Raw genomic sequence first — 4538 nt, 5'->3', positions numbered from 1 at the left:
CTACATCAACGGCGACCGGATCCAGGACACCGACTTCGAAGTCGATCCGGCTGCTGCTTTTGACGGCAAGTTCGTCATCGTCCGCAAGGGCAAGAAGAAGTACACTTTGGTGCACGTCAAGGACTAAGTCAAAAGAGCAAAAGAGATTTCTCTGGAAGGGGAGGTCTCTTTTTTTGCTGAAAAATAAGCTGGGCCTTCAGTGGCTGAACATGTTACAATTAAGTCGCTGCTGTAGCTCAGGAGGTAGAGCACCGCCGTGGTAAGGAGGAGGTCGCCAGTTCAAATCTGGCTAGCAGCTTAAAATAGTCCTAACTTATCAGCAAAATTAATTAAAATATTTGCATCTTGTTTCTGAAGACTGTTATACTAAGCATTATTAGTCAACAGTTATTTTTTGGAGGGATCGCATGCGTAACTTGTCGGCCCGGTTGTTGGTCGTCCAGCGGCGATTCACCAACTTTGCCAATGACGCGGCCATTGTGCTGGCGATATTTGTCGTGGTCTTGGCCGCAATTGAAAACAGAAAGCCGGATTTTGTGGTCGATGACGGCCACTTTTACCTGCTGGAGGGGCAGCTGCTGCCGGCGCACCTTTTGATAGCAGCTTTGCTGACAGCCCTGCTCGTGCTCTTGCGCTATTTCATCAGCAAGCAGAAGCAGCTGGAATTCATGTCCGGCCGCGACGGGCTGACGACGCTGCTGAACCGGTCGGCTTTTGATGAAAAAATCGGCGAGTACCTCCGGCTGCATCCGGCCGCCCGGGGCAGCTTCGTCATGCTCGACATCGACAATTTCAAGCTGATCAACGACGTCTACGGGCACGACATCGGCGACCAGGTGCTGGTGACCCTGGCGCTCAACATGGAAAGCACGCTGGGTCCGGAGGCGATCATCTGCCGCAACGGCGGGGACGAGTTCTGCGCCTTCGTTCCCGGCGTAAGCACCGACCGGGTCATGAATCTGGCCAACCTGCACCAGGTTTTCTCGGCCAAGGACCAGCAGTACCCATTTTCGATTTCGCTGGGTTACGTCTGCTACCCGCGCCAGGCTTTTTCCGTTGCCGATGCCTTGGCCAAGGCCGACCTGGCCCTGTACGTGGTCAAGGATGAGGGCAAGAACGGCTGGCGGGAGTATGAGGAATCGATGACAAAGGCTGACCGACGCCAATTCGGCTTCACCCTGCGGGAAGTGGCGGACAACCTGCCGGTGTCCTTTTTCATCTGCCAGGCCGAGGGCAGCCGGGAGATTCTGTTTGCCAACCAGTCCCTGCTGGAACTGCTCGGCTTCAAGGATTTCGCCGACCTGGTCGAATTCACGGCCGGCCGCCTGCTGAACCTGGTCTATCCAGGCGACCGGGCCTTGATTGACCTGCAGATGAACGAAGACGTCAAGACTTCCCAGCAGCCGCGCTTTCTTTCCTGTCGTCTGCTGGGCAGGGACGGCGGCCACAAGCACGTCTTCAGCAAGAGCCGGCTGGTAGAGGATGACCGCTATGGCAAGGTCTTTTACGTTACTTTATCATTGCAGGCAGATTATAAGCTGACCAAAGAGAACTAGAAACACTAGTTCTCTTTTTTGCTTGCATTTTTGCATTCGTCCGCTATAATTGAAAAAATAATTAGAGTTAAACACGGAGGTAAAAATGGAACGAAAACTGATCGCTGCTTTTGTCAAAGAAAATCTGGCCGAAGAAAGAACCGGGCATGACTTCTACCATGGGCAAAGGGTAGCCGTGCTGGCCGAACGGATGCTGCTGGCGGATTACCCGGAAGCTGGGCAGAGAAGCCGCGACCTGGCCTATGTGGCCGGCATGGTGCACGATACGATCGATGAGAAGGTCTGCTCAAATCCGCGCCAGGTCCTGGACCAGCTGCAGGAATTGTTTGACCGGGCCGGCCTGGAGGCGGCCGACCAGGAGAACGTCTTTTTCACGATCGAGCACATGTCTTTTTCCAAAAACATCGACCAGCACTACCAACTCTCCTTGGAAGGGGAGTACGTCCAGGATGCCGACCGGCTGGAATCGCTCGGCGCCATGGGCATCGCGCGTGCCTTCGTGTACGGCGGCAAGCACGACAACAAGATCTACGACCCGGAAATCCCGCCGATGGAGCTGGTGAACCACGACCAGTACCGCAGCCATGAGGAAACGACGATCAATCATTTTTATGAAAAACTTTTCAAACTGGAGGGATTGATGAACACCCGGGCAGCACAAAAAGAAGCTCACCGGCGGACAGAATACATGAGAGACTTTATACGGGAATTTAGACATGAATGGGATTTAGATTAAATTTAAAGAAGTTTACCGATCCTTAAGAAAGTATAGAAACATTTAAGAACCAGCGTGGAATTCAGTTATACCGCTTACTCAGCCTTAGTACAGATGAATTTTAAATGAAATTATCCTTGCTTTTCGTTAACGAGAATATTAAACTTTTGGTTAGACATGTGAGTTAGCCCTCAGTATAGTTAAGTAAGGAGAAAGCATTATGAAAATTTCCAAATTTTTAGGCGTGGGCGCGACTGCAGCATTATCTGCCATGATGCTGGCTGCCTGCGGCAGTTCAAGCTCGTCGTCTACGAAGTCAACCAGAAAGACCTTGAACTGGACGGTTGCTTCTGAAATTCCAACGATGGACCTGTCCAAGGCAACCGACTCGACTTCTTTCAACCAGATTTCCAACACGATGGAAGGCTTGTACCGGCTGGGCAAGAACTCCAAATTGGAAAAGGGTCTGGCCACCAGCGAAAAGGTTTCTAAGGATGGCAAGACCTACACTTATACTTTGCGCAAGTCAAAGTGGAGCGACGGGACGGAAGTTACCGCCAAGGACTTTGTCTACTCCTGGCGCAGAACCGTCAACCCGAAGACCGCTTCTCAATATTCCTACCTCTTCAGCGGCATCAAGAACGCCGACGCGATCATCGCCGGCAAGAAGAGCGTAAGCAGCCTGGGGATCAAGGCAGTCGGCAAGTACAAGCTGGTCGTGACCCTGGAGCGGCGGATTCCATACTTTGACAAGCTGATGGGCTTTGCCGTCTTCTTCCCGCAGTCCGAAAAGGCGGTCAAGAAGTACGGCTCCAAATACGGTACTGCTTCCAAGTACATGGTCTACAATGGGCCGTTCGTGCAAAAGGGCTGGACCGGGTCCAACCTGTCCTGGACGATGGTCAAGAACAAGTACTACTGGGACAAGAAGAGCGTCAAGCTGAACAAGATCACTTGGAGCGTGCAGAAGACGCCGTCAACTTCCTACAACCTCTACCAAAGCGGCAAGCTTGACTACACCAGCCTGGACTCTTCAGAAACCAAGCAGCTGAAGAGCACCAAGGGCTACACCACCCTGAACCAGGGCGCGACCTTCTACATGCAGTTCAACATTGCCAAGAACAAGTACCTGGCCAACGCCAACATCCGCAAGGCCCTGTCTTTGGCCATCAACCGCAAGGGCCTGGTTTCATCGCTGGGCGGCAACAACGTGGCTGCCAACACGCTGACTCCTCCGGGCCTGACCGAAGTCAACGGCAAGGACTACACCAAGCTCCTGTCTTCATCTGCTGAAAGCTACTACCCGTCTTCAAGCAAGAAGAGCGAAGCCATGAAGTACCTTAAGAAGGGGCTGAAGGAACTGGGCGTAAGCAAGTTCAGCTTCAAGATCCTGGCCGACGACACCGACTCGGGCAAGAAGACCGCGGAACTGCTGCAGTCCAACATCGAATCAGCCTTCAACGGCAAGGTCAGCGTCACCGTTCAGAACCTGCCGTTCAAGACCCGGCTGTCCCGGTCGACTTCCGGCAACTTCGACGTCGTAATCTCCGGCTGGAGTGCCGACTTCGCCGACCCGATCTCCTTCCTGGACCTGTTTACTTCAACCAACTCTGAAAACAACGGCAAGTGGAAGAACTCGACTTACGACAAGCTGATTGCCGATTCCAAGACCACGTCTTCAACCAGCAAGCGCTGGAGCGACCTGACCAAGGCGGAAAACATCCTGCTTAACAACACTGGTATTTCACCGCTTTACTACAGCACGACCGCTTCCTTGATCCGGCCGAGCGTCAAGGGCGTCATCCAGAACCGCGGGACTTGGAACTTCAAGAACGCCTACATCACCAGCAGCAAGTAAGCTGAGCTGGCAAAAAATTAAAAGAAATTGACAAGAAGCGGCCATTTGGCCGCTTCTTTTTTGTCTTTTTCTTGTTTATTTTTTTGTAAAAACTTATCTTTTTTTAAGTTAACCCTTGAAAACGTTCTAACTTAGAATTATAATCAAGCTGTCATGTTGACTAAGTTGCGGCGGTTATGCTGTGTGTGCCGCGCGGGTCGACAAAACAAATATGTGTTATAAGGAGAAAAAAGATGAAGTTATCTAAGACTTTGAGCATTGGTGCAACTGTGCTGGCATCAGCTGCTCTTTTGGCTGCCTGCGGCAGCAACAGCAGTAGTTCTTCTTCTTCCTCAAAGAAGACTTTGAACTGGACGGTTGCCTCTGAAATTCCAACGATGGACATGTCCAAGGCTACTGACGCCACTTC

The 4538-nt window shown here is 51.8% G+C and carries 4 protein-coding genes, 1 tRNA gene and 1 pseudogene; all 6 read left to right on the top strand.

Annotated elements, in window-relative coordinates:
* The coding region (locus lacNas_RS14595; RefSeq protein ID WP_373868169.1) for a hypothetical protein at positions 1-127 on the top strand (127 nt) is incomplete at its 5' end.
* Between the two features lie 98 nt (positions 128-225).
* Positions 226-298: transfer RNA gene (locus lacNas_RS11340), tRNA-Thr, on the top strand.
* Between the two features lie 109 nt (positions 299-407).
* Positions 408-1556, top strand: a complete 1149-nt coding sequence (locus lacNas_RS11335; RefSeq protein WP_201330920.1) for a diguanylate cyclase domain-containing protein — start codon at positions 408-410, stop codon at positions 1554-1556.
* An 85-nt stretch (positions 1557-1641) separates the two neighbouring features.
* Positions 1642-2292 (top strand): HD domain-containing protein, encoded by a 651-nt coding sequence (locus lacNas_RS11330; protein ID WP_201330919.1) that lies wholly within the window; start codon positions 1642-1644, stop codon positions 2290-2292.
* A gap of 199 nt (positions 2293-2491) precedes the next feature.
* The gene (locus tag lacNas_RS11325) at positions 2492-4129 is read left to right on the top strand and encodes a peptide ABC transporter substrate-binding protein (RefSeq protein ID WP_201330918.1); all 1638 of its coding nucleotides are present in this window, start codon (positions 2492-2494) and stop codon (positions 4127-4129) included.
* 233 nt (positions 4130-4362) lie between these two features.
* Positions 4363-4538, top strand: a pseudogene (locus lacNas_RS14335) (peptide ABC transporter substrate-binding protein); the annotation flags it as partial.

Source organism: Lactobacillus nasalidis (assembly GCF_016587775.1).
GTDB lineage: Bacteria > Bacillota > Bacilli > Lactobacillales > Lactobacillaceae > Lactobacillus > Lactobacillus nasalidis.
Note: the sequence above shows the minus strand (reverse complement) of the source record. Positions and strands in the feature narration are given on the sequence as shown.

Bases quoted from the DNA above. Each gene is read 5' to 3' on its own strand.
- lacNas_RS11325 (WP_201330918.1), top strand. From the start codon at position 2,492: ATGAAAATTTCCAAATTTTTAGGCGTGGGCGCGACTGCAGCATTATCT.
- lacNas_RS11330 (WP_201330919.1), top strand. From the start codon at position 1,642: ATGGAACGAAAACTGATCGCTGCTTTTGTCAAAGAAAATCTGGCCGAA.
- lacNas_RS11335 (WP_201330920.1), top strand. From the start codon at position 408: ATGCGTAACTTGTCGGCCCGGTTGTTGGTCGTCCAGCGGCGATTCACC.